Origin of the sequence: Massilia horti, from assembly GCF_004614195.1 — a bacterium.
GTDB lineage: Bacteria > Pseudomonadota > Gammaproteobacteria > Burkholderiales > Burkholderiaceae_D > Telluria > Telluria horti.
On record NZ_SPUM01000061.1, the window covers coordinates 46,431 to 69,628 of the forward strand.

24 protein-coding genes are annotated in these 23,198 nt (G+C 64.5%); 8 read left to right on the forward strand and 16 right to left on the reverse strand.

The genetic code is table 11. From position 1 onward, the window contains the following. Positions 1-14: 14 nt before the first annotated feature. Together E4O92_RS10230 and cysS are read right to left on the reverse strand one after the other, a co-directional pair. Positions 15-674: a DNA-3-methyladenine glycosylase family protein gene (locus E4O92_RS10230; protein ID WP_135189665.1), complete on the reverse strand. Its 660-nt coding sequence runs from the start codon at positions 672-674 to the stop codon at positions 15-17. Continuing rightward, complete coding sequence (gene cysS, locus E4O92_RS10235) at positions 675-2,072, reverse strand: cysteine--tRNA ligase (RefSeq protein WP_135189666.1); 1,398 nt, start codon at positions 2,070-2,072, stop codon at positions 675-677. Between the two features lie 245 nt (positions 2,073-2,317). Between cysS and E4O92_RS10240 the strand changes: the two genes are divergently transcribed. Genes E4O92_RS10240 through E4O92_RS10250 form a run of 3 tightly spaced genes read left to right on the forward strand, consistent with a single transcriptional unit; the run spans position 2,318 to position 4,263 of the window. Beyond that, entirely contained in the window at positions 2,318-2,923 is a 606-nt protein-coding gene (locus tag E4O92_RS10240) for a peptidylprolyl isomerase (RefSeq protein WP_135189667.1), read from the forward strand. 30 nt (positions 2,924-2,953) lie between these two features. Beyond that, a complete protein-coding gene (locus tag E4O92_RS10245) occupies positions 2,954-3,445 on the forward strand; it encodes a peptidylprolyl isomerase (protein ID WP_135189668.1) in 492 nt (163 codons plus the stop codon). Positions 3,446-3,489: 44 nt separating this feature from the next. Next, the gene (locus E4O92_RS10250) at positions 3,490-4,263 is read left to right on the forward strand and encodes a UDP-2,3-diacylglucosamine diphosphatase (RefSeq protein WP_135189669.1); all 774 of its coding nucleotides are present in this window, start codon (positions 3,490-3,492) and stop codon (positions 4,261-4,263) included. Positions 4,264-4,281: 18 nt separating this feature from the next. Here the strand turns inward: E4O92_RS10250 and E4O92_RS10255 are convergent, their stop codons facing one another. The 9 genes from E4O92_RS10255 to E4O92_RS10290 form a co-directional block, all read right to left on the reverse strand. Beyond that, positions 4,282-4,836 carry a response regulator gene (locus E4O92_RS10255; RefSeq protein ID WP_135189670.1) on the reverse strand — a complete coding sequence of 185 codons (555 nt, stop codon included), beginning with the start codon at positions 4,834-4,836 and terminating at the stop codon, positions 4,282-4,284. Further along, positions 4,833-6,125: a response regulator c-di-GMP phosphodiesterase, NosR family gene (gene nosR / locus E4O92_RS10260; protein ID WP_135189671.1), complete on the reverse strand. Its 1,293-nt coding sequence runs from the start codon at positions 6,123-6,125 to the stop codon at positions 4,833-4,835. The genes E4O92_RS10255 and nosR overlap by 4 nt, the downstream gene beginning before the upstream one ends. Next, complete coding sequence (locus E4O92_RS10265; RefSeq protein WP_135189672.1) at positions 6,122-7,153, reverse strand: ATP-binding protein; 1,032 nt, start codon at positions 7,151-7,153, stop codon at positions 6,122-6,124. The genes nosR and E4O92_RS10265 overlap by 4 nt, the downstream gene beginning before the upstream one ends. Positions 7,154-7,161: 8 nt before the next feature. Then, positions 7,162-8,010, reverse strand: coding sequence for an HDOD domain-containing protein (locus E4O92_RS10270; RefSeq protein WP_135189673.1), 849 nt, complete (start codon positions 8,008-8,010; stop codon positions 7,162-7,164). After that, positions 8,007-8,327, reverse strand: coding sequence for a hypothetical protein (locus E4O92_RS10275; protein WP_135189674.1), 321 nt, complete (start codon positions 8,325-8,327; stop codon positions 8,007-8,009). The genes E4O92_RS10270 and E4O92_RS10275 overlap by 4 nt, the downstream gene beginning before the upstream one ends. Then, complete coding sequence (locus E4O92_RS10280; RefSeq protein WP_167759754.1) at positions 8,324-11,965, reverse strand: EAL domain-containing protein; 3,642 nt, start codon at positions 11,963-11,965, stop codon at positions 8,324-8,326. Before E4O92_RS10280 ends, E4O92_RS10275 begins: the two co-directional genes overlap by 4 nt. Beyond that, entirely contained in the window at positions 11,962-12,108 is a 147-nt protein-coding gene (locus tag E4O92_RS24800; protein ID WP_167759755.1) for a hypothetical protein, read from the reverse strand. Before E4O92_RS24800 ends, E4O92_RS10280 begins: the two co-directional genes overlap by 4 nt. 292 nt (positions 12,109-12,400) lie before the next feature. Next, positions 12,401-13,033 (reverse strand): response regulator, encoded by a 633-nt coding sequence (locus E4O92_RS10285; RefSeq protein ID WP_135189676.1) that lies wholly within the window; start codon positions 13,031-13,033, stop codon positions 12,401-12,403. Beyond that, the gene (locus tag E4O92_RS10290; RefSeq protein ID WP_135189677.1) at positions 13,033-13,257 is read right to left on the reverse strand and encodes a hypothetical protein; all 225 of its coding nucleotides are present in this window, start codon (positions 13,255-13,257) and stop codon (positions 13,033-13,035) included. Before E4O92_RS10290 ends, E4O92_RS10285 begins: the two co-directional genes overlap by 1 nt. Positions 13,258-13,616: 359 nt before the next feature. Here E4O92_RS10290 and E4O92_RS10295 point away from each other — a divergent pair, with 359 nt between their 5' ends. Then, positions 13,617-14,597 carry an HDOD domain-containing protein gene (locus E4O92_RS10295; RefSeq protein ID WP_135189678.1) on the forward strand — a complete coding sequence of 327 codons (981 nt, stop codon included), beginning with the start codon at positions 13,617-13,619 and terminating at the stop codon, positions 14,595-14,597. Positions 14,598-14,603: 6 nt separating this feature from the next. On the opposite strand, the gene E4O92_RS10300 is transcribed toward E4O92_RS10295, so the two are convergent. Beyond that, positions 14,604-14,789 (reverse strand): hypothetical protein, encoded by a 186-nt coding sequence (locus E4O92_RS10300; RefSeq protein WP_135189679.1) that lies wholly within the window; start codon positions 14,787-14,789, stop codon positions 14,604-14,606. Positions 14,790-14,870: 81 nt separating this feature from the next. Here E4O92_RS10300 and E4O92_RS10305 point away from each other — a divergent pair, with 81 nt between their 5' ends. The 4 genes from E4O92_RS10305 to E4O92_RS10320 are packed head-to-tail and all read left to right on the forward strand — an operon-like array spanning position 14,871 to position 17,850. Continuing rightward, a complete protein-coding gene (locus E4O92_RS10305; RefSeq protein ID WP_135189680.1) occupies positions 14,871-15,254 on the forward strand; it encodes a GntR family transcriptional regulator in 384 nt (127 codons plus the stop codon). Beyond that, the gene (locus tag E4O92_RS10310) at positions 15,251-16,117 is read left to right on the forward strand and encodes an ABC transporter ATP-binding protein (RefSeq protein WP_135189681.1); all 867 of its coding nucleotides are present in this window, start codon (positions 15,251-15,253) and stop codon (positions 16,115-16,117) included. The genes E4O92_RS10305 and E4O92_RS10310 overlap by 4 nt, the downstream gene beginning before the upstream one ends. Further along, entirely contained in the window at positions 16,114-17,079 is a 966-nt protein-coding gene (locus tag E4O92_RS10315; protein WP_135189682.1) for a hypothetical protein, read from the forward strand. Before E4O92_RS10310 ends, E4O92_RS10315 begins: the two co-directional genes overlap by 4 nt. A 3-nt stretch (positions 17,080-17,082) precedes the next feature. After that, positions 17,083-17,850, forward strand: coding sequence for a hypothetical protein (locus E4O92_RS10320; RefSeq protein ID WP_135189683.1), 768 nt, complete (start codon positions 17,083-17,085; stop codon positions 17,848-17,850). A gap of 27 nt (positions 17,851-17,877) precedes the next feature. Here the strand turns inward: E4O92_RS10320 and E4O92_RS10325 are convergent, their stop codons facing one another. The 4 genes from E4O92_RS10325 to rnr all read right to left on the reverse strand — a co-directional run bounded on the left by E4O92_RS10325 (position 17,878) and on the right by rnr (position 22,844). Continuing rightward, positions 17,878-18,564 (reverse strand): YceH family protein, encoded by a 687-nt coding sequence (locus E4O92_RS10325; protein ID WP_135189684.1) that lies wholly within the window; start codon positions 18,562-18,564, stop codon positions 17,878-17,880. 7 nt (positions 18,565-18,571) lie between these two features. Further along, the gene (cysE, locus tag E4O92_RS10330; RefSeq protein ID WP_135189685.1) at positions 18,572-19,309 is read right to left on the reverse strand and encodes a serine O-acetyltransferase; all 738 of its coding nucleotides are present in this window, start codon (positions 19,307-19,309) and stop codon (positions 18,572-18,574) included. Positions 19,310-19,559: 250 nt separating this feature from the next. Beyond that, positions 19,560-20,303 carry a 23S rRNA (guanosine(2251)-2'-O)-methyltransferase RlmB gene (gene rlmB / locus E4O92_RS10335; RefSeq protein ID WP_135189686.1) on the reverse strand — a complete coding sequence of 248 codons (744 nt, stop codon included), beginning with the start codon at positions 20,301-20,303 and terminating at the stop codon, positions 19,560-19,562. A 3-nt stretch (positions 20,304-20,306) separates the two neighbouring features. Continuing rightward, positions 20,307-22,844 carry a ribonuclease R gene (gene rnr, locus E4O92_RS10340; RefSeq protein WP_135189687.1) on the reverse strand — a complete coding sequence of 846 codons (2,538 nt, stop codon included), beginning with the start codon at positions 22,842-22,844 and terminating at the stop codon, positions 20,307-20,309. Positions 22,845-23,198: the final 354 nt, after the last annotated feature.

Consider the following 23,198-nt stretch of genomic DNA (forward strand, 5'->3'; position numbering starts at 1 on the left):
CGGCGATAAGGGCGTTATTCTACCGGAACCGGATCGAGGCTACGCCATAAATACCAGGTAGCAACAGTTCGCCACGGTTCCCAGTTGGCCGCCACCTCGCGCGCATCGCTGCGCGAGACGGGCTCGCCCGAGAAGTAGTTCTGGCTGATGCCTTGGATCAGGCCGGCGTCGTCCAGCGGGAGCACGTTCGGCCGCAGAAGATTAAATATCAAAAACATCTCGGCTGTCCAGCGGGTAATACCACGAATCTGGACCAGCTCCGCGATCACCGCCTCGTCGTCCATCTCGGACCAGAGGTTGGCGTGCACCCGCTTGGCCTTGAAATGGTCGGCCAGGTCGAGGATGTATTCGGTCTTGCGCTTGGATAGCCCGCAGCCGGCCAGCTGTTCGGCCCCGGCCTTGATCACCTGGCTGGGTGACATCTTCGGGCAGATCAGCTGCAGCTTGGCCCAGGCCGCATCGGCCGCCTTGGGCGTGACCTGCTGCCCCACGACCGAACGCGCAAGGGTGGTGAAGGGGTCGGGATGGCCGCGCAAATGCATGTCGCCGAACTGGGGAATGAGCTTTTTCATGATGCGGTCGCGCTTCATGAGTTCAGCTTTCGCTTCCACCCAGTACGGTGGCACCTCGAGCATGGGCGAGGCGTCGCCGGCGTTGTCCTTGATTGCTGCCATTTACGCGCGGCGCCAGTTCGTCGTGCCGTCGGGTTTGTCTTCGAGGACGATGCCGGAGGCAAGCAGTTCGGCGCGGATGCGGTCGGCTTCTGCGAAATTGCGCGCCTTCTTGGCCGCGGCGCGCGCAGCGATGGCTTGCACGATCCTGGCCTCGTCCGCGCTACCTTCTTCGCCGACGCCGGCACGCAAGAACTGCTGCGGCGCGCGTTCGAGCAGGCCCAGCACGCCCGCCAGCGCCTTGAGCTGGCGCGCATCCGCCACCGACTTGTTCTTGTTCACCTCGGTCGCGAGGTCGAACAGTTCGGCCACCGCCAGCGGCGTGTTGAAGTCGTCGTTCATCGCCTCGCGGAAACGCACAGCATGCGCTTCGTTCCAGTCGACTTGGGGCTTGTCGGCTCCCACATCCACATCCGCCAACGCCGTGTACAAGCGGGTCAGCGCGCCCTTGGCGTCTTCCAGATGCACGTCGGAATAGTTCAGCGGGCTGCGATAGTGCGCGCGCACAATGAAGAAACGCAAGACCTCGGCGTCATACTTCTTCAGCACTTCGCGAATCGTGAAGAAGTTGCCCAGCGACTTGGACATCTTCTCGTTATCGAGGCGCACGAAACCGTTGTGGATCCAGTAATTCACCATCGTCGGCCCGAACGCGCCTTCCGATTGCGCGATTTCGTTCTCGTGGTGCGGGAACTGCAGGTCCGCGCCGCCGCCGTGAATGTCGAAATGTTCGCCCAGCAGCGCGCACGACATGGCCGAGCACTCGATGTGCCAGCCCGGGCGGCCCGAACCCCACTTCGATTCCCACTTGGCTTCGCTCGGCTCGGATTCCTTGGATGCCTTCCACAGCACGAAGTCGAGCGGGTCGCGCTTGCCGGTGTTCACGTCCACGCGCTCGCCGGCGCGCAGGTCTTCCAGCGACTTGCCGGACAGCTTGCCGTAGCCAGGGAAGTTGCGCACGGCGTAGTTGACGTCGCCATCTTCGCCTTTGTAGGCGAGGTCGTTCTGTTCCAGCTTGTCGATAATCGACAGCATCTGCGGCACGTAACTGGTCGCACGCGGTTCCGCGCTCGGCGGCAGCATGCCCAGCGCCGCGAAATCTTCGTGCATGTACTGGATGAAGCGATTCGTCAGCGCGGCAATGGTCTCGCCATTCTCTACCGCGCGCCTGATGATCTTGTCTTCGATGTCAGTAATGTTACGGACATACTTGACGTCATACCCGGAAGCCAACAGCCAGCGATAGACGATATCGAACACGGCCGTCATGCGTGCGTGCCCGATATGGCAGTAGTCGTACACCGTGATGCCGCACACGTACATCCGTACCTTGCCGGGCTCAATGGGAACGAATACCTGCTTGTCACGCGCGAGCGTGTTGTAAATCTTAAGTTGGCTCATCAGACTCTTGGGGGTGTTACCGAGGGCGACGACGAACTGGCGCGCCACCATGCGGGAGCGCGCCAGTTCAGGGACATGCGTCGAGATCGCCAGGACCCTCTGTGTTGTTCTTCTTTGTTAAAATGGGACGGTTCGTCACGGAGTATAGCATTGATAAAAACCCGGCTGGCCGCATCCCGCCGAGCTTTATTTTTCCAAAGCAGACTTGACAGCGCGCGCTGGCGCGTTCCACGAGAGGAAGCCTGATGCAATCATTCAAACAATCCCGCCCTTCCCTGCTGGGCAAAATCGCACTTGGCGTGTGCGCCCTGGCCCTGTCGTCCGCGGCCCTTGCAGAGCCCGTGGTGTCGATGAAAACGTCGATGGGCGAGATTGTGCTCGAACTGGACCAGGAAAAAGCGCCCATCACAGTGGCCAACTTCCTGAAATACGCGAAGTCGGGCTTTTACAAGGGCACGATCTTCCAGCGCGTGATCGACGGCTTCATGATCCAGGGCGGCGGCGTGGACGCCAATCTGGTGCAAAAGCGCACCAACAAGCCGATCAAGAACGAATCGAACAACGGCCTGTCGAACCAGCCTTACACCATCGCCATGGCGCGTGAGGATCATCCGGACACGGCCACCTCGCAGTTCTTCATTAACGTGAACGACAACTCGGGGCTCGATTACCCCGGCCCCAAAGGCAACGGCGGCTACACGGTGTTCGGCAAGGTGATCAAGGGCCAGGACGTGGTCGACAAGATCAAGAGCGTGGTCGTGGACGACGTGCGCGGCTTTCAAAACGTGCCGGTCACACCGATCGTGATCAAGTCCGTCACCGTCGTCAAATCGGACAACGCGGTAAAATAACGAATCCGCAACAATAACCAAGGAACAAATATGGCCACCGTACTCATGACCACCAACAAGGGCAACATCACCATCGAGCTCGACGAGGCGAAAGCGCCCAAGACCGTTGCCAACTTCCTGCACTACGTGAACAACGGCCACTACACCAACACCATCTTCCACCGTGTAATTCCGAACTTCATGATCCAGGGTGGCGGCTTTGAACCGGGCATGAAGCAAAAGCCGACCGACCAGACCGTCGAGAACGAAGCGAAGAACGGCCTGAAGAACGACAAGTACACGATCGCCATGGCCCGCACCTCGGCCCCGCACTCGGCATCGGCCCAGTTCTTCATCAACACCGCCAACAACGCCTTCCTCGACTACCCGGGCCAGGACGGCTGGGGCTACGCCGTGTTCGGCCAGGTCACCTCGGGCCAGGAAGTGGTCGACGAAATCGCCAAGGTCCGCACCTCGCGCAGCGGCATGCACTCGGACGTGCCGGTCGATAACGTCGTGATCGAGAAGGTCGAAGTCGTTTAAGTTTAAGGTTCGAAAAGCGCAAGCGTGCTCCAAGCATCGTTCCGATGACAATATCCGCGGCCTCGGCGGCAGCCCCGCTCGCGCTCTTCATCTCCGACCTGCACCTGCAGGAATCCCATCCGCGCACGGCCGAAGCGTTCTTCCGCTTCCTGGCCGAGCGCGCGTCACAGGCCCAGGCGCTGTACCTGCTGGGCGACATCTTCGAATACTGGGCCGGCGACGACGACCTCGATACAGATTTTCACCAGCGCGTGATTGGCGCGCTGCGCGATCTTTGCCAGGCGGGCGTGCGCGTGTACTGGATTGCCGGGAACCGTGATTTTTTGGTCGGCCCCGAATTCGCCCGCGCGGCCGGGCTCACGCTGCTAGTCGAGCCGCACCTGATTGAGGCCGGCGGACAGCGCATCGTGCTGGTGCACGGCGACGCCGAATGCACGGGCGACACCAAGTACATGGAATTTCGCGCGCAAGTACGGCAACCGGCGTGGCAGCAGCAGTTCCTGGCCATGCCGCTGGACAAGCGCAAAGCCATCATCGCGGGCCTGCGCGAAGGCAGCCGCGAAGCGCATGCCACCAAGTCCTACGAGATGATGGACGTGACGCCTGACGCGATCGAAGAGCTGTTCGCCTCGACCGGGGCGGACGTCGTCATCCACGGCCACACGCACCGCCCCGCCCTGCATCAGATCGGCGACAAGCGCCGTTACGTGCTGCCCGATTGGGAGCTCGATGCAGAACCGCGGCGCGGCGGGTGGATCACGCTTGGCGCGGGCGGCGACATCACCCGCCACGACCTCGACGGTCACACCCGGCTGTGATACTTGGGGCGCGAGCGCCTATTCCTCCCGTGGCCACGCCGCATCAGCATTGTCCTGCTCCAGATACACGGCGCCGTCCGGCCCGCGCCTCACGAAAGTGATGCCCGGCTCCTCTTCCTCCAGCTTGCGCAGCTCCAGTTCCTCAGCCGATAACCGGGGCGCGCCGTCAAGCCGGCGCCGTATCTCGCGCGCCTGGTCGAACCGCTCGAACGCCTGCGCGAAAATCGCCCTGAGTTCCTGAGCTTCCCAGGGCTTGGCCAGGTAGCGGAATATTTCGGCGCGATTGATTGCGTTGCTGACCTCGCCGAAGTCGCTTGACGCGCTGAGCACGATGCGCACGGCATCGGGCTGCAGGCGCTTGACCACTTGCAAAAACTCGGCGCCGTTCAGGCCGGGCATGCGGTAATCCGACATCACGACGTCGAACCACACCTCGCCGCATCGCAGCAGTGCCAGTTCGGGGTCGGAAAAGGTCTCCAGGCGTACGTCCTCACCGTGGAAGAGCGGCAGCATCGCCCGTTCCAGGGCGCGCAGCACCAGCGCGTCATCGTCGACCAGCATCACGCGCCTCATTGTGTCGCCCCTTCCAGATTCACGTACACGGTCAACACCGTGTCGGTCAGCTTCTCGAATTCCGACAACTGCCGGATCATGCGCTCGGTGAGCACGTGCTCGGCCGAGAGCAGCAGCGAACCGTCGCCGCGCACAAGGTCGCGCGAGGTGCGCATCCCCGGATGCAGTTCGTGCACGCGCCGCGCCCAGTCATGCTTCGGTTCCACCGGGACCCGGCCGGATGTCAGCTCCTCGAACGCGGCCACCACCATCGGGTCGTAGCGCTTGCCCCGGCTGTCGATCACGAGCTTTGCGGCCTGTTCCGGCCGCAGGCTGTGTTCGGCCAACACCCCGATCTGCAGGTTGTCGTAGTCGCTCGCCAGCGCCAAAATCCGCGCGCCGAGGGGGATGTCGAGCCCGGCGAGCCGGTCGGGAAAGCCTTCGCCATCGAAGCGCTCCTGGTGCGACCGCACGAGCGTCGCCGCCTCACGCAGCTCTTCAAGCGGCATCAAGAGCTGCTCGCCGCGCTCCGGGTAGCGCCGGTACAGCCCCAGCAGCTCGCCGTTCATGCGCGATACCGGCATCTCGAGCATGGCGTCGGCAAAGCCAACTTTGCCGATGTTGTGCAGCAGGCCGGCGATGAAGATCAGCTGGGTGTCGCGCGCGTCCACGTCCAGCCGCCGCGCCAGGCGCCGCGCGAGGTCCGCCACGCGCCGCGAATGACCGGCCAGCTTGGCGCAGCGCAGCTCGATGATGCTCGAGAAGACCTGGATCGACGTGAGGAAGTTGCGCTTGAGCTTGTCGTTGGACGCTTCCAATTGCGCGGTGCGCGCCGCCACCTTGGCTTCCAGGCTTTGGTTCAACTCGCGCAGCCGTTCGTTCTGGCTCTGGGTCAGCGCCTCCAGTCGCCGCTGCTCCTCCACCAGGGCCTTGCGTTCGAGCGCGTGGCGCACCACCAGCGACATCTCGTGGTCGTCCCACGGTTTGGTGATGTAGCGGTGGATCTCGCCGCGGTTGACGGCGTCGAGGATCAGCCGCACATCGGCATTACCCGTCAGCAAAAGCCGCATGCTGTCGGGCGAGCGCAGGCGCACCTGCTCGAGGAACTCGACGCCGTCCATCTCCGGCATGCGCATGTCGGAAATCACCACATCCACCGGCCGGGTTTCCAGCAGTGCCAGACCGGCGCGGGCGCTCTCTTCGGTCAGCACCTCGTAGCCCTGGGTGCGGAACAGGCGCCGCAGCGCGGACAGGATGTGCTTCTCGTCGTCCACGCACAGCACGGTGCGGCTTTCCCGCACTGCGCTCATTGCTGCCCCTCCCCTGCGCCGCCTTGCTGGCGGATCGGCAGCGTGATGCGGAAGGTCGTGCCCTGCCCGGGTTCGCTCTGCGCCTCGATCTGGCCGTTGTGCTTCTGGATGATCCCGTATGAGAGCGACAACCCGAGCCCGGTCCCGCTGCCGATCGGCTTAGTAGTGAAGAACGGGTCGAAGATGCGCGACAGGATGTCCTTCGGAATCCCGGCGCCCGTGTCCGAAATCTCGACCCAGACATGTTCCCCCTCGCAGCCGGTGCGGATCGTGATCACGCCGCGCTCTCCGGTGATGGCATGCGCGCCGTTGACCACGATATTCATGATCACCTGGTTGATGTGCGATGGCTGGCACTCGATTTCGGGTATGTCGCCATACTCCTTGACCACGTCGGCCTTGTACTTGACCTCGTTGGCCACGATGTTGAGCGTCGAGTCGATCCCCGCGTGCAGGTTGGCCCACTGCCATTCCAGGGTCGCATCCGCGCGCGAGAAGTCCTTCAGGTCCTGTACGATCTTGCGCACCCGGGTGATGCCTTCGCGCGATTCCTGCATCATCAGCGGAATGTCCTCGATCAGGAAGTCGATGTCCAGCTCATCGCGCAGCGCGCTCACCTTCTCCAGAACCGCCCGCTCGCCGATGCTGGCCTCGGCCTGTTGGTAGGCCTCCAGCATCGACAGCAGGCGCGCGATGTAGGTGCCGAGCGTCTCGAAGTTGGAGAACACGTAGCCGATCGGGTTGTTGATCTCATGGGCCACGCCGGCCGCGAGCTGGCCGATCGAGGCCAGCTTTTCGGACTGGATCAGCTGTTCCTGCGCCATCGACAGCCGCGCATTGAGCTCGGTAAGCTCGTTGTTACGCCGGGTGAGTTCCGCCTCGGCGGCGTCGCGCTTGCGGATGTCCTCCTCCAGCCGCTGCAGGGCCGGCTCCAGTTCTTTGGTGCGGTTCGCGGCCAGCACCAGCGCCTCCAGCTCGCCGAGGCGGGCGGCGCTGCGCGGTTCATTGAAATCGGATGCATTGTCCATATCGTTCCTCAGTCGCCCGCCGTGAGGATCTGGCAGGCATTTTCAAATTCGGCTTCAGTTTCGGCGAACACGCGGCGCACCCGCGGCGCGTCCATCCTGAGGCTGTCCCAGGCATCCTGCGCGACCGGCGGCACCAGGGCGTCCGGTTCGCCGTCCAGGTCGAGCGCGTGCGCGATGACGTTCGCGACATGCACCACGCTCGGGATGTCGCCCAGGTCCGCGCGCTCGGGCGCATGATGATGGCCGATCGCGCGCTGGAACAGTTCCGGGAACTTCCAGTGCTGGGCCAGGGCTCGCCCGACCACGGCATGGTCCAGGCCAAGCACCTCGCGCTCGGCGCGCAGCAGCTCGCACTCGTTCTGGCGCTGGAAGGCCAGCGCCGCCGCGTACTGTTCGGGAAAGCGCGTCACCAACACCAGCCGGCCGATGTCGTGCAGCAGCCCCGCGACAAAAGCAAACTCCTGGTTGCAGCCGGCCTGCCGAGCCACGCTCTTCGCGCACAACGCGGTGCCAATCGCGTGGCGCCAGAACGCCGTGAAATCGAAGTGTTCGTTTTGCGCGCCACTGAACTGGCCGACGACGCCGGCCGCGGTCACCAGCGAGCGGACGCTGTCGAAACCCAGCACGGTGATCGCCTGGTCGATCGTCTTGACCCGGCTTTGCAGGCCATAGAAGGATGAGTTGGCAAGGCGCAGCGTCTTGGCCGCGATCGCCTGGTCCTTCGATATCTGGGCTGCCAGTTCGGCCACGCTGACGTCGGCACGGTCGAACGTCTGGATCAGCTGCACCACGACGGTCGGCAGGGTTGGCAGGTCGCGCACCTTGGCCACTGCCTGCTCGAGGGGGACCGTATTCATTTCAACTGCTCCATCCGGTAAGCCGTGAGTTCCGCGCGCAGCGTCGCATTGGCGGCGCCGGAGTGTGGCTTTCGGAACAGGTGCGCCAGACGCGCGCTGACCCGCTCGCGTTCGGCGGCTAGCTGTTCCGGCGACAGTCCGTCTTCCTCGATGCGAATGCTCTCCACGCCGCGCCGGCGCAGCGCCTGCAACAGCGACTCGGACAGCGCCGCGCCCTGCGCCAGCAGCACGTTACCCAGGCGGTCGCGCACTTCGTCCGCCAACACCATGCCGGCGGCGGCATCGTCGAGCGCAACAAGCTTATAGCGGCTGATCATGATGGGGTTCCTGGTTCCTGGTCCGGCGCTGCGGGGTTAAAAATGATGAGCGTGCCACGCGCCCGGGTTCCCTTGCCCATGCCGTGGGCGGCAATCTCGTAGCGGCCGCCATGCACCGTCTGGACCAGCGGCCGGCCCTCCTCGAGCTGGGCCAACTCGGGCATGAAATACTCCACAGGGCTGCCGAGCAGCTGGCCATCGCTGCAAAACAGCGCTTGCGCCGCCACGTTGGCATACACCACCGCCTGTTCTTCGTCCAACCCGAGGATCGGCAAGGGAACGTGCTGCAGGGCCTCGTGCACGATCGCGAGCGAAATACCAGTCCGGCTGATCTGCTCCTGCTGCCGCCGCAGCACTTCCTCGAGCTGGCGGTTGGCCTGGGCCAGCCCCTGGTTGGCGGTGCGCACTTCGATGTCCAGGCGCCGGTTCTCGTCTGCCATCTCCTTGTTCCGGAACGCTTCCAAAATGTGGGCGCGCAACTGGGTGTCGTCCCAGGGCTTGGTCAGGAACTTGTAGATGGCGCCCTCGTTCACCGCATCGGTGACGGACTGCAGCTCGGTGAAGCCCGACAGCACCATCCGCACCGTCTCCGGGTGCGAGTGCTTCACCGCGCGCAGGAACTCGACGCCGGTCATGCCCGGCATGCGCTGGTCCGAGACGATCACGTCCACTTGCTCGGTCTGGAGCAGCGCCAGTCCCTCCTTGCCGCCCGGCGCCGTCAGGATGCGCAGGCCAGCGCCGCGCAACTGCCGTTTGAGGGCGGCCAGGATGTTCGGCTCGTCGTCCACCAGCAGCAGCGTGCGCTCGCGCTTGGGCATGCGCAGCAGGTTGGCCGGCAGCTTGCGCCCTTCGGCCAGCAGCGCGCCGAACGCCTGCGCGTCGAGCGGCTCGCAGTAGATCGCGCCCTGCACTTCATCGCACATGTTGGCGGCCAGCTGCGCGCACTGGGACTCGGTGTCCACGCCCTCGGCGACGACGCGCATGCCCAGGTTGTGCGCCAGGGCGATGATCGCATCGGGAATCGCCGCGCCGGCGCCCTGGCGCGAGAGCGTGCGCACGAACGACTGGTCGATCTTGAGCGCGTCCAGCGGAAAACGCTTGAGCTGCGCCAGGCTGGAGTAGCCGGTGCCGAAATCGTCCACGGCAATGCGCACGCCCAGCGCGCGCAGGCCTTCGAGAACCTCGACCGCGCGCTCGACGTCCTGCATCATCATCCGCTCGGTCAACTCCAGCTCGAACTGGGTCGCCGGCAGCCCGGTTTGGTCCAGCACCCTGGTGACCTGCGCCAGCAAATCCGGCTCGTTGAACTGCTGCAGGCTGAGGTTCAACGCCAGCCGCAGCTCGCCATGGCCGGCCAGCTGCCACTGCCGCACCTGGGTGCACGCCGCGCGTAGCGCCCAGGCGCCGATCGGCAGCACCAGCCCGGTGTCCGCCGCCACCGGCATGAAGCGTTCCGGATGCAACAGGCCCAGTTCCGGATGGTCCCAGCGCACGTCCGCCTCGACCCCGACCACGCGGCCACTCTGCAGGTCGACCTGCGCCTGGTAGTGCAGCACGAACTCGCGGCGCTCGACCGCCGCGCGCAGCTCGCGCTCGGTGCGCAGCCGCTGCTGGGCCTCGTGGTTCATCTCCGGGCGGTAGAACTGGTAATTGTTTCGCCCGGCCTCCTTGGCGCGATGCATCGCCAGGTCCGCGCATTCGATCAGCGCCTCGGGATCGACACTGTCGTGCGGATAGCAGGCGATGCCGGCACTCGCGTTGATGAAGCACTCGTTTCCGAACACGGTCACCGGGCGCGCGATCGCGTCCATCACGCGCTCGACGACGCCGATGGACAAGTGGCCAACGCCGCGGCCGGCCAGCACCAGCACGAACTCGTCGCCGCCCAGCCGGGCCACCGTGTCTTCCGTGCGTACCGCTGCGATAAGCCGCTGCGCGATCGTGCGCAGGAACTCGTCGCCGGCGCGGTACCCCAGGCTGTCGTTCACCAGCTTGAATCGATCCAGGCCGACGAACAGCACCCACAACCCGTACCCGTGGCGCGCCGCGGCCGCCATTTCCTGGCGCAGGCGCTCGGCCAGCAGCGTGCGGTTCGCAAGTCCAGTCAGGGCATCATGCGTCGCCTGGTGTTCCAGCTCGGCCTCGTAGCGCCGCTTCTCGGTGGCGTCATAATGGGCGACCACGTAATGGCTCACCGCGCCGGAGCCGTCGCGGCAGGGGGCGATATGCGCTTCGGACCACAGCTCGCTTCCGTCCTTGCGCCGGATACGGATCACGGCGCTGCCTGCACGCTGTTCGCGGACGTACTCGAGCAGCTGGTTTGCGCCGGGCTCGCGATCGGCGCGGCCCCACAACACATCCAGGCCGCGCCCAATCACCTCCTGTTCCGGATAGCCGGTCAGGCTCTGGAACGCCGGGTTGACGTATTCGATCACGCACCCGCCGCCCTCGGCGCGGGCGATGATGATCCCGTTGATGCAAGCTTCGATCGCCTGCAGCTGCAATTGCAGCGCACTGTTGGCCTGGGTCAGGGCGGCCGTGCGCTCCTTGACCAGCCGCGCCACCCCCCGTTCGCGGGCGCTGAGCGTCCCGACATAGGCCGCCGCCAGCACGCTGCCGCCGCTGCCCAGCAGCAGCATCAACAACGAACCCAGATGCGAAAACAGCAGGTCCGGCTCGCCACTCACAACGACGTGCCAGCTGCGCCTGCCCACCTCGAACGATGTCGCCACGCGCAGCGGTGCGCCGCCCCACAGGCGCGCCAGCGTAGGCAAGCTGCGCGGCCCCAGCCGCCGGTGGTAGACCAGCGCCGCCGGATTGGCGTCGCCGGCCTGGTAGACCTCGACCCCGATATCGATGGCGGGATCGGGCCCGAGGCTGGGGCTGAGGAAGGTCTGCTCAGCCAGCGCGGCGCTGCCGATCGCGGCGATCGTGTAGCCTTCCACCTGCTCGCATGCCGGGCGGTCGCGCGCGGCGTCGCGGCGGTAGACAGGCATGAGCAGCATGAACCCTGGCTGCATGCGCCCGCCCACCATCATCTGATACAGGCCGGTCATTGTCGCCTGCCCGGTGGCGCAGGCTTGCGCCGCTGCCTGTTCCTGCGCGGGACGGGTAGCGCCATCGAGACCGAGCAGCGGCTCGTTGTGGCCGGCGGCCACGGCGTAATCGACGACCCGGTAGACGCTGCGCTGCGGGGCCCGCACCAGCTTTCCGTCCACCAGCTCGCTCACCATGAAGCCGGGCTGCTCACGCTGGCGCTCACGCTCGAAGGCGGGCCGCTGCAACGCCAGGACCATGCGCTGGTACGCCAGCAACCGTATCTGCGGCATGTGTGCGAGAATCGGCTGCGTGAACGCCTCGAACTCGCTGCGGCGCAGGTCGGGCACCGCGGCGAACAGGCGGTTGACGCTTTCCAGTTGGTCCACGGCCTTATCCAGGCCTTCGCGCACTGCTCGAATCCGGGCGTCCGCCTCATGTTCGAATTCGACCTCGATGCTTTCCCGCTCCAACGACCGGACCGCGCCCGTCATCCCGGCGGTCGCAAGCAGGCAGGCCGCCAGCGTGATCAGGGCCGGGCGCTGGCCAAACCGGCCACGCGGGGCGCGCCCCGCGGCCCGCGCCAAGGACGAGCGCTTCACGCGCTTGCGGCGCCAGCCGACGCCGTCCTCAGGTTCGCGTAGCCGGTGCCGTAGTCGTCGGCCGGGCCTTGCCCGGATAACCTGGCGGCATCCGGTCGCCGCCCCAGCGTGGTCGCCCCGGACGCGCAAGCGGAGGGATTCATGGCGATCACTTCGGCAGGGGCGATGGCTTGGTTTGGGCGTGGGTATTGATTGCACATGGATCGGATCGTAACGGACCCTCGCGACCGGCGGCACAGTCGAGCCCGCAGGCGTTCGCGCCCGCGCAGGCACGCGTACGCGCACGAAAGCCCGCAAATGGCTGATTTTGCTGCATTTTCCCATCGACAGGCGACAGCCGGACGAGGCCATCTGTCACAGATTCCAAGCTAGTCTGTCGCAAATTCAACGACACCTACGCCTGCCATAATGTTGCGTGAAATCAACAGCAGTTACTCAGGCGACCAGGCCGTTCTTGAGTGCGTAGCGGATCAGGGCCGCGTTCGAGTTCAGCCCCAGTTTGCCGAAGATGCGGTTGCGGTAAGTGTTGACGGAGCTGACGCTGATGCCCAGTTCCGCCGCGACCTGCTTGATCTGCAGGCCGGCGCCGATCAGCTCCAGGATTTCGTTTTCGCGCGCGGTCAGGCGCTCATGCGCCAAGGGCTCGCCGCCGCCCAGCATCCGGCGCGCCATTTGCTCGGCCAGGCGCGGGCCGATATAGGTCTCGCCGGCCGCAACTTGCCGCACCGCGCGCATCAGCTCTTCGGCCGCCATCGACTTGGTCACATAGCCGCCGGCGCCGGCGCGCAGTGCACGCACGGCGTACTTGTCCTCGTCGTACGTGCTGAGCAGCACCACGCGCTGCTGCGGGAAGCGGTGCAGCAGCGCGGCCAGCCCTTCGAGCCCGTCGTAATCGGGCAAGTTGATGTCAAGGACCACCACGTCCGGCGCGTGCTGGCCCACCAGGGCCAGCGCACTCGCGAGGTTGGCCGCTTCGCCCACGATCCGCACGTCTGGATGGGAACGGACGATCTTCTTCACTCCCAAGCGGATCAGTTCATGGTCATCCGCAATCACGATCCTGATCATCAGCTTTTCCTCCCCCCTGTGCCGCGCGGCCTGATCGCATCGCCGCTGGAGGAATTCTCGTCGCGCTGCGTGACGCCGGCGTCGAACAGCAGCGGCGCGCCGGAGCGCACCGGGCCTGAGAAAGGATGCCAGCCCGCCGCCGCGGGTGGCGGCCAGGGAATCACGTTAACGGCGCGTGCGTGGACGGCGCAGGCGGGGAATGCGTGAGGGTAATCGTGGAGCATGCTTGGAGTCCTCTGAACGTCCGGCCTGATTGCAACCGAAAGGATTGTGACAGCAAATACATTCAACTCAACAATTAACGTATCCATCAGTGACACTGGCTCTATCCTATTCGGAGAGCCACCCCTTTAATGTCGCATTTTTTATGACATCGCGTCGCTTGCGTGTTGTCGGCGGGCCAGTTCTCGACGACACTGATCATGGCGCTCAGGTTCACTCCATAAACTGATCCGTGCATTCGGCGCCGGGCCCGCCCGCGCGTGCGTGCGTGCCCGTGTCATCAAATTTGCGACAGGCACCAGTCCCGTGCGCGCGGTAAAATTGCCGTAAATCAATAGCTTGCCAACCGCGCCCCTCCCCAATGAGAAACTGGATTAATCGTTTACTAAATAATGCGGGCGGTGACACTGACCGCGCCGACGCCGGGGAGCCGCAAAGCGACACAACAGGGACTGGCGAGCAAGGCAAGGTTGACCCCGTCGAGGTCGACAAGGCGTTCTATCGCTGGCTGACCCAGTCGGCGGCCTATTATGCGCAAGGCGAGACCGAACAGCGCATCCTCGACGCAGTCACGGATCTCTCGGCCGCTCCCGGCGACGCGGCCGGCCTCGTCCCGCGCGTGCCAGACATGATTCCCCAACTGCTGCGCAGCTTGCGTGATGAAGACGCGTCCGCCATCGAACTGGCTCAACAGGTGTCGAAGGACGTGGTCCTGGTGGCCGAGGTGCTTCGCGAATCCAACAGTGCTTACTACCAGCCGGTCTCACCGATCAAGACTGTCGAAGCCGCCATCATGATGCTCGGGCACAACGGCCTTCGCGTGCTGCTCGCGCGCCTCGCCTTCCGGCCGATCATCCAGATGCAGCCCCATGGCTTTGCGCGCAAAGCCGCGCCGACCGTCTGGAGCCAGGCCGAAAAATGCGGACTCGCCGCAAGCCTGCTCGCGCCGGGCCTGACTGCCGACGTGTTCGAGTCCTACCTTGCGGGACTGATGCAGAACGTCGGGCTGATGGTCGCGTTCCGGCTGGCGGACCAGGTGTGCGAGGACGGGAAAATGCCCCGCTCCGCCGAGTTCGGCGGCCTGCTCTTCGCATCGAGCAGGCAGCTCTCCGCGGGCATCGCCCGTCACTGGGATTTCCCGGAATCGGTTGCCGACGCCATCGCGCAGGCGAACGCGCCCGGCGAGTCGAAGCTGGCGCAGGCGCTTGCCCTGGGCGATCGCATTTCCAAGCTGCGCCTTCTCATCGACAACTTCATGCTGTTGCCAGACCACGAGCTGGTCACCGAGGGCCTCGACGCGTTCCAGCGGCGCTGCCTCGGCAAGCTCAGCACTATCAACTGACGCCGTTCACTCACGCCGCAGATCGCCACTAGCCCTGCCGCGCGCCGGCGCAATTGGCTCGCCATCTGAGCCGATGAGCGAGCTATCGGACGGCGACGGCAGGCCGCACATCCCTGCGGCACAAAAAAACCACAGCCAGAATTTTCGTTCAATATTTTTATTGACACGTTCAAAACCACTGTTATACTTCACTACAACACCACCTCATCACACCACCAACATGGAGGCAGGCATGGATGACCTGGCCGCACCGTTAGCGAAGGAGGGCCGAACATGACAATCGGCTGGAACGACAACACACCCATTTACCGCCAGCTCAAGGAGAGGGTGATCGGCATGATGCTCGACGGCGTGCTCAAGGCAGGCGACGCCCTGCCCTCCGTGCGCCAGGTGGCGGCCGAATACCAACTCAACCCGATTACCGTATCAAAAGCATACCAGGAACTGGTCGACGACAATCTCGTAGAAAAAAGAAGGGGTATCGGCATGTACGTCACTGAAGGAGCAAGCGAAAAACTGCTGGCGAGCGAACGCGAGCGCTTCATGCGCGAGGAATGGCCGGCCATGGTCGAACGCATGCGCCGCCTCGGCCTGAACATCGAAGAGCTGCTGCGCGCCGCGCAGGCTGGCGACTCGACGCCGCGGGGTGCGGCATGAGCACCGCCGTTTCCGCCAAGGACCTGACCAAGCGCTACGGCAAGCAGACCGCCGTGGATGGCATCAGCTTCGACATCCAGGCCGGGCGCATCGTCGGCCTGATCGGCCCCAACGGCTCGGGCAAGACCACCACCCTCAAGGCGGCGCTGGGCCTGATTCCATTTGACGGCGAACTGTCGGTGCTCGGCTTCGATCCGCGCACCCAGCGCGACGAACTGATGAAGGAGGTTTCCTTCATCGCCGACGTGGCGATCCTGCCGCGCTGGCTGCGCGTGGGCGACGCGGTCGATTTCGTCGCCGGCATCCATCCGCGGTTCGACCGCGCCAAGGCCGAGCGCTACATCGCCAGCACCAAGCTCAAGCACTCGATGAAGGTCAAGCAGATGTCGAAAGGGATGATCGTGCAGCTGCACCTGGCGCTGGTGATGGCGATCGACGCCAAGCTGCTTGTGCTGGACGAGCCGACGCTGGGCCTGGACATCATCTACCGCAAGCAGTTTTACCAGAACCTGCTCGAAGACTACTTCGACGAGAACAAGACGATCGTGATCACGACACACCAGGTCGAGGAAGTCGAGCACATCCTGACCGACCTGATGTTCATCCGCGACGGCAAGATCGTGCTGTCGGCCTCGATGGAGGAAATCGGCGAGCGCTATATCGAGGTCATGGTGCCGGCCGACAAGGTCAATGCAGCGAACGCGCTGGCGCCGATCGACCAGCGTATGGTGTTCGGCAAGTCGGTGATGCTCTTCGATTCGGCCGCAGGCGTCTCGCGCGCCCAGCTTGCCGCCCTGGGCGAAACCCGCAACCCCAGTGTTGCAGACCTGTTCGTCGCAACCATGAAAGGAACCTACGCATGAAAACAATGAAATGGTTGCTCCGTCGCGAGTTCTGGGAGAACAAGGGATCGCTCTACTGGGCCCCCATCATAGTAGCTGGCATCATGCTGCTGATCTTCGGCGGCGCGATGGTGTACGGCCTCACGTCACACGGGATTTCCGCGCAGTTCGCGGGCCAGGAACTTCACGGTGCGGCGTTCTTCAACAAACTTCCGGCCGCCAGGAAAGCGGAGATCATTAACGGCATCGCCAGCGGCTTCCTGACCTTTTCGGCTCCGCTGTTTGCCATGCTTTCCTTCACCACCTTCTTCTACTGCCTCGGCGCGCTGTATAACGAGCGCAGCGACCGTAGCATCCTGTTCTGGAAGTCGCTGCCGGCCTCGGACCAGATGACCGTGCTGTCGAAGGTGCTGACCGCCACCTGCGTGGCGCCGCTGATCACGATCGCGGTCGGCACCGTCATGTCGTTCGTATTGCTGATGTTCTTCTGCGTGGCATTTGCTACGCAAGGCATCAACATCCTCCTCCCGGTCCTGGCCAGCTCGAAGCTGTACCTGGCGCCACTGCATCTGATTGGCTTGCTGCCCGTGTACGTGGTATGGGCGCTGCCGACGATCGGCTGGCTGCTGCTGGTTTCCAGCTGGGCCCGCTCCAAGGCGTTCGTTTGGGCTGTGGGCGCACCGCTGGTGGCCATCGCGATCGTCCGCCTGGTCGACTTCCTGCTCGGCGACACGCTGCACCTGGACTGGTTCCCACGAGAAGTCGTGGCGCGCGGCCTCGGCGGCCTGACGCCAGGCATCTGGTTCATGCTCGATCACAGCGTGTGGGACGCCGCCGCACATCGCGGACAGTTCAACACTGGCGCGATCATATCGCAGTCATGGATGACGCTGTACAACGTCGGCGTCTGGGGCGCGGCAGCGGCGGGCGTGCTGATGATCGCCGTGGCAACCCGCCTGCGCCGCTGGCGCGACGAGGGCTAACGCATGGGCCGCGCAGCGGTACTGCTCCTCGGCCTGGCCCTGTGCGGCGGCGCGGCCGCACAGGATGAGAACATGCAGCAGGTTCAGGTCGACGGCATCAAGAATCCGGAAATGAAGTCCTACCGTGCCGTCTGGGCCGGGCTCGATATGTTCGAACGGCAGCACGAACTGGCGCCGGCCGCGCCGCAGCTTCGGTTCCGAATGCGGACCAACCCGGCAGGCGGAACGTGCATCGGCATATGCGAATCGTCGAGGTCACTTGCCGTCGAGGAGCAAGATCTCAGCCTTCGGATCGCAGGTAACGAGGCATCGATCGCGGTCCCGATCTCGCCAGACGGCCTGTTCACCGTGCCACGCAACCGGGCCGCGTACAACGAAAACGCCGACCTCATCCTCAACCGCAAGAAAGGGACCTACAAGTTCTCGGCCGAAGTGCGCACCCCGGATCTGCCGGAGAACGTACGGCGGCTGGGAGACCTCCGCCTCGAATGCAAGGTTCAGATGGCCATCATCAAGGAAGAACTGCCGTTCTGGGCGGTAGCCATGCTCAATTCGATCCTGCTGACCACCGACTGGTGCATGAAAGGGGAACTGAAGGGGAATTACATCAAGTTCGGCTTCGACAGCCTCATGCCCATAGCAACCGCCACCATGACCAGCGGGGAGCGCAGCCAGAAGCTCGAGGCCAAAAACCGCCGTTTCCAGGTGCCGCTTGGCGATCGCAGCTGGCCAGACGACGCGCTGATCCAGCTCGATTACGCGCAAGAGTAGCCGGGAGGCGCGGGGCAGTTCCCGCGCCTACTCGAACTGCTTCTTGAAACCTTCGAATTGCGCCTTGAGCGCTTCCACTTCGCTGCGTAGCGTGGCCAGCTCCTGTTCCAGCTGGCCGATACGGGACGTGGAGCCCGCCGCGGCGGCGCCGCCACTGCCGCCCAGCCCTTCCGGCGCAAACTCCACCTCGCCGCCCAACAACTGGCCGTAGCGATGTTCCTTGGTGCCGGGTGCACGCTCAAGCCTGGCCACCAGCGGCGGGTATTTGTCGATTAAGAACTGCAGGCCGGCCTCCACCTCGCCCACCGACTTGAACTCGTGCAGGCGACCAGTGCGGGTGCGCACTTCGCCCGCCGTCTGCGGGCCGCGCAGCATCAGCACGGTGAGGATCGCCACCTTGTCCTGCTCCAGCGTCCACTTGATGCGCATGCGGTGTTCGTACTTGGTCACCCGCGCGCCCGCCTGCGTGACGGCGTTCACCAGCTTGCGCTGGATGAGGCGCTGCAACGCGTCCTGCACTTCATCTTCCGTCAACTGCATCACCGGCTCGCGGCTGGACAGCTGGTTGCTGCCGTTGACCAGCGCGTTGAGCGTCATCGGGTAGATGTCGGGGGTCAGGGCTTCTTTTTCGGCGAGCACCGCCAGTACGCGGATCTCGACGGGATCGAGGATGGATTCGGAATCGAAACCGCCCTCGGCAAATTCATTTGTCATACTCTTCTCAGTCGACCAGTCGGTTCAATTGGGCCTGGTCGAGTTTATCACTCTCCATCAGGTTCGGACAGGCGATCCCCGCCGCCTTGATGGTCGCGCACATGCGCTCGAGCTGCTCGTCCTGGCGCGCGACGTGGCTGATCAGGCCATGCAGCGCTTTCGATAGCGGATCGGTGCCGTTGGGCGTGACGCCGTAGGCAGCGAACATCTGGGCGCTGCGCGCCTGCTCCTCCTTGCGCACGATATGGGCCGGGTTGCCGACCGCGGTGGCGCCCGCCGGCACCGGCTTGATCACGACCGCGTTCGATCCGACCTTGGCGTATTCGCCGACGGTGAAGGCGCCGAGCACCTGGGCGCCAGCGCCGACGATCACGCCGCGCTCGAGCGTGGGGTGGCGCTTGGAACCAGCCGCCAGCGTGGTACCGCCCAGGGTCACGCCCTGGTAGATCGTGCAGTCGTCGCCGACCACGGCGGTTTCGCCGATGACCACGCCAAAGCCGTGGTCGATGAACACGCGCCGGCCGATGGCGGCGCCCGGGTGGATTTCAATGCCGGTGATGATGCGCCCGATGTACGAGATGAAGCGGCCCAGCCACTTGAAGCCGGCCTTCCAGCAGGCGTGTGCCCATCTGTGCATCACGATCGCGTGCAGACCCGGATAACAGGTCAGCACCTCCCAGCCGTTGCGGGCGGCGGGATCACGTTCGATGATGCTCTTGATATCTTCACGCAGGTTGGAAAACATAAGCGGATAAGTACATTGGCCAGACAGGCGGCCATAGTAGCCTATCCGAACAAGACTTGCTTATGAGGGGTCAAGCCCGGGGCCATGCCCGAGCCGTGCAATCGTCGTTCCATCCCCCAAAACTTGCAGCAGTACATTGTAGGGTGCGCACCCCGTGCGCACGCGGTACGTGTGCGTGTCGGGGCCAACATTAATCAACCGTACCGCGTGCGCACAGGTCCTCGGCGGCCCCGCGCCCCCTACGCGTCCATCAGTGCTCGCCAGCCAGCCGCTGCCGGCGCGCCTCATACAGGCACACGCCCGACGCCACGGACACGTTCAGGCTCTCGACCGAGCCGAACATCGGAATGCTGACCAGCATATCGCAGGTCTCGCGCGTCAGGCGCCGCATGCCCTCGCCTTCCGAACCCATCACGAGCGCGGTCGGCCCCTTGAAGTCGGCTTCGTACAGGCCCTTGTCGGCGTCGTCCGAGGTGCCGATCAGCCAGATGCCGCGGTCCTTCAGGTCGCGCATTGTGCGCGCCAGGTTGGTGACGGTGATGTACGGCACGGTCTCGGCCGCGCCGCTGGCAACCTTGGCCGCGGTTGCATTCAGTCCCACCGCGCGGTCCTTCGGCACGATCACGGCGTGCGCGCCGGCGCCGTCCGCCACGCGCAGGCAGGCGCCCAGATTGTGCGGGTCGGTAATGCCGTCCAGGATCAGCAGCAGCGGCGGGCCCTCGACCGCATCCAGCAATTCATCCAGGTTGCGCGCCAGCGCCAGCTGGCTGGCGAACGCGATCACGCCCTGGTGGCGCCGGGTTCCGACGATCTTGTCGAGCCGGCTCGCCTCGACCGGCATCACGCGCACGCCCGCCTGCTTGGCGTTGGCGATCAGGTCGTGCATGCGGCGGTCCTGGCGCGTCGCGTCGACAAAAATCTCTTCCACCGACGATGCCTCGTGCCGCAGGCGCGATGTCACCGCGTGGAACCCGAAAATCATTTTGTTTTTCATTCGTTACTTCTTCTTCCTGCTCGTTTTGGAGACTGTTTTGGCCGCCTTCTTGCTCGCGGTCTTATTGATCGAGGCCTTGTTGCTCGCGGCCTTCTTGGCGCTGTTCTTGGCTGATGCGGTGGTGGTTTTGCCGGTGCGCACGCGGCGCGGCGGCTTGACGAATTCGACCACGGCCGAATCCTCACCGACGATGTCCAGTTCGTAGGCCGGCGCAGTGGGCACGATTTCCGGCCGGCGAGCACGGCGCGGTTTCGGCTCGACCGACGGCGCCGACGCCTTCACGCGCAGCTCGTTCACCGACATCTCCACTTGCCTGCCCAATTCGCCAAGCACCAGGTCGATCTTGCGCGCCTCCAGGTCCACGCGTGCGATCTTGACCTGCACCTTGCCGGTCAGGGCATAGCGCTGGCCGGTGCGCTCGCCACGCAGTTCATGGCGCACTTCGTCGTACTGGAAGTAGTCCTGGCCCAGTTCGGTCACGTGCACCAGGCCCTCGACAAACAGTTCCTCGAGCTGGACGAAGATGCCGAACGGCGTGACGCCGGAGATGATGCCGCTGAACTCCTCGCCCAGCTTGTCCTTCATGTAGTAGCACTTGAGCCAGGCCTCGACGTCGCGCGAAGCCTCGTCGGCACGGCGCTCGTTGGCCGAACAGTGCACGCCGAGCGCGTCCCAGATGGTCTGCTCGCGCTCTTCCTTCTGCTTGCCCTCGGCGCGGTCCCTGGCCATTTGCTTTCGCGCCGCGTTCGACAGCGTCCTGTTCAGCTTTGACACCTCGATGTCCGTCGGCTCGTACCTCTTGCCTTGCAAGATGGCCTTGATGGCGCGGTGCGTCAGCAGGTCCGGATAGCGGCGGATCGGGCTGGTGAAGTGCGCATAGGCCTGGTACGCCAGGCCGAAGTGGCCCACGTTGTCCGGGCTGTAGACGGCCTGCTGCATGGAGCGCAGCAGCATGGTCTGCAGCAGGATCGCGTCCGGGCGCTCCCTGATCTGGCTCATCAGCTCGGCGTAGTCGCGCGCGGACGGCTCCAGGCCGCCACCCAGCGTCAGGCCCGTCTGCTTGAGGAAGGTGCGCAGCTGGTTCAGCTTTTCCTCGGTCGGCATGGCGTGGATGCGGAAGGTGCCCGGGTGCCGGTGCCGGATCAGCAGGTCGGCGGCGCAAACGTTCGCCGCCAGCATGCACTCCTCGATCACGCGGTGCGCGTCATTGCGGGTACGCGGGACGATCTTCTCGATCTTGCCGAGCGCGTTGCAGACGATGTAGGTCTCGGTGGTTTCGAAGTCGATTGCGCCGCGCTGCTTGCGCGACTGGAGCAACGCGTGGAACACCTCGTACAGGTTCTGCAAGTGCGGCACGATCGCCAGCCGGCGCTGCGCTTCCGGACCGCTGGTATTGGCCAGGATCTCGGCCACCTCGGTGTAGGTCAGGCGCGCCGCCGAATGGATCACGGCCGGGTAGAACTGGTAAGCCTTGACCTCGCCCTTGCTGGTCACGACCATGTCGCAAACCAGCGTGCAGCGGTCCACGTTGGGGTTGAGCGAACACAGGCCGTTGGACAGCTTCTCCGGCAGCATCGGGATCACCCGGCGCGGGAAATAGACCGACGTGCCGCGCTCGAGCGCGTCGTCGTCGAGCGCATCGCCCGGCTTGACGTAATGGCTCACGTCCGCGATCGCGACGATCAGGCGGAAGCCCTTGGCGCGGCCGATCTTCATCGGCTCGCAGTACACCGCGTCGTCGAAGTCGCGCGCGTCCTCGCCGTCGATGGTCACCAGCGGCACGTCGCGCAGGTCGACGCGGTTCTCGAGGTCGGCATCGCGCACCTCGCCCGGCAGCTTGTTGGCCTGCTTGAGCGCGGCGCTCGAGAAGATATGCGGCACGCCGAACTTGCGCACCGCGATTTCGATCTCCATGCCCGGGTCATCCAGCTCGCCGAGCACCTCGATCACCTTGCCGGTCGGCTGCTGGAAGCGCGCCGGCTGCTCGATCAGCTCCACGCTGACCACCTGCCCCGCCTTGGCCTTGCCAGGGGAGCCGGCGACCAGGATGTCGTGGCCGATGCGCTTGTCTTCCGGGGAGATGACCCAGACGCCGCCTTCATTGAGCAGGCGTCCGATGATGTGGGTGTTGGCGCGCTCGACCACTTCGACGATCGTGCCTTCCGGACGGCCGCGGCGATCCACGCCCGACACCTTGGCCAGCACACGGTCGCCATGCAGGACCTTCTGCATTTCGCGGTCGGACAGGAACAGGTCTTCACTCGCGTCGTCCGGGATCACGAAGCCGAAGCCGTCGCGATGCGCGCTGACGCGTCCGGCGACAAAGCCGGAAACGTCCAGCAGCGTGTAGGTACCGGATACATCGCCGCGAATCTGCCCGTCGCGTTCCATCGCGTTCAGGCGCCGTTCCAGCACGTCGTGTGCGGCCGGCTTGACTTTGAGTGCGCGCGCGACGGCCGCCGCGCTGAGCGGTTCACGGGCCTCGCGGAATACGGCGAGAATGTCCTCGCGGCTGGGAATAATATGTGTAGGTTGCTTCAAATCGTTTCTTTATTGTTGTGGCCGGCGCTTGCTACGACTCGGCCTGGCCAGACCCGGCCAAGATTGACACCTTAACAGGCGTAGTGTAACGGAGGACCGTGTAAATCGCCTAACGTACAGTGCTCGGGAAAGCGTTGAGCATTCCTTTGACTTTTGAAATCCTTCCGCTATAATCTCGGTCTCTTTCGCAACGGCACTCAGCCAGAACGAAAGAGAAGATGCAAAGCCAGCAGGCAGGCAACGAAAGTTGATCTAGCGAAAGCGAAGCCTGATATGGTAGCATAGAAAAGTGCAGTAAGCAGTGCCCACGTGGCGGAATTGGTAGACGCGCATGGTTCAGGTCCATGTGCCGCG